Raw genomic sequence first — 229 nt, forward strand, 5'->3', positions numbered from 1 at the left:
CGGATTGGGAGCCGGTCGGTAAGCAGCTTCATAATGATCGGTGTGGTCACATAATACGGCAAGTTAGCGACCACCATCCGGTCGTTCACATCGGCCAGCTCTTCCGCAATGACCGCATGCAAATCCGCCTTCAACACATCTTGGTGAATAATGCGCACATTGTCGTAGGGGGACAATGTATCCGCCAAAATCGGCAGCAGCCGGCCATCGATTTCAAAGGCGACGACCT

The 229-nt window shown here is 53.7% G+C and carries 1 protein-coding gene; it reads right to left on the bottom strand.

What is annotated here, in order from left to right; translation table 11 throughout:
* Positions 1-229 (bottom strand): rRNA adenine N-6-methyltransferase family protein (locus LD028_RS09760; protein WP_275949124.1); only part of this gene is annotated, 229 nt, incomplete at both ends.

The organism is Anoxybacillus sp. LAT27, from assembly GCF_022030075.1.
In the GTDB taxonomy this organism is placed as follows: Bacteria; Bacillota; Bacilli; order Bacillales; family Anoxybacillaceae; genus Anoxybacillus; species Anoxybacillus kestanbolensis.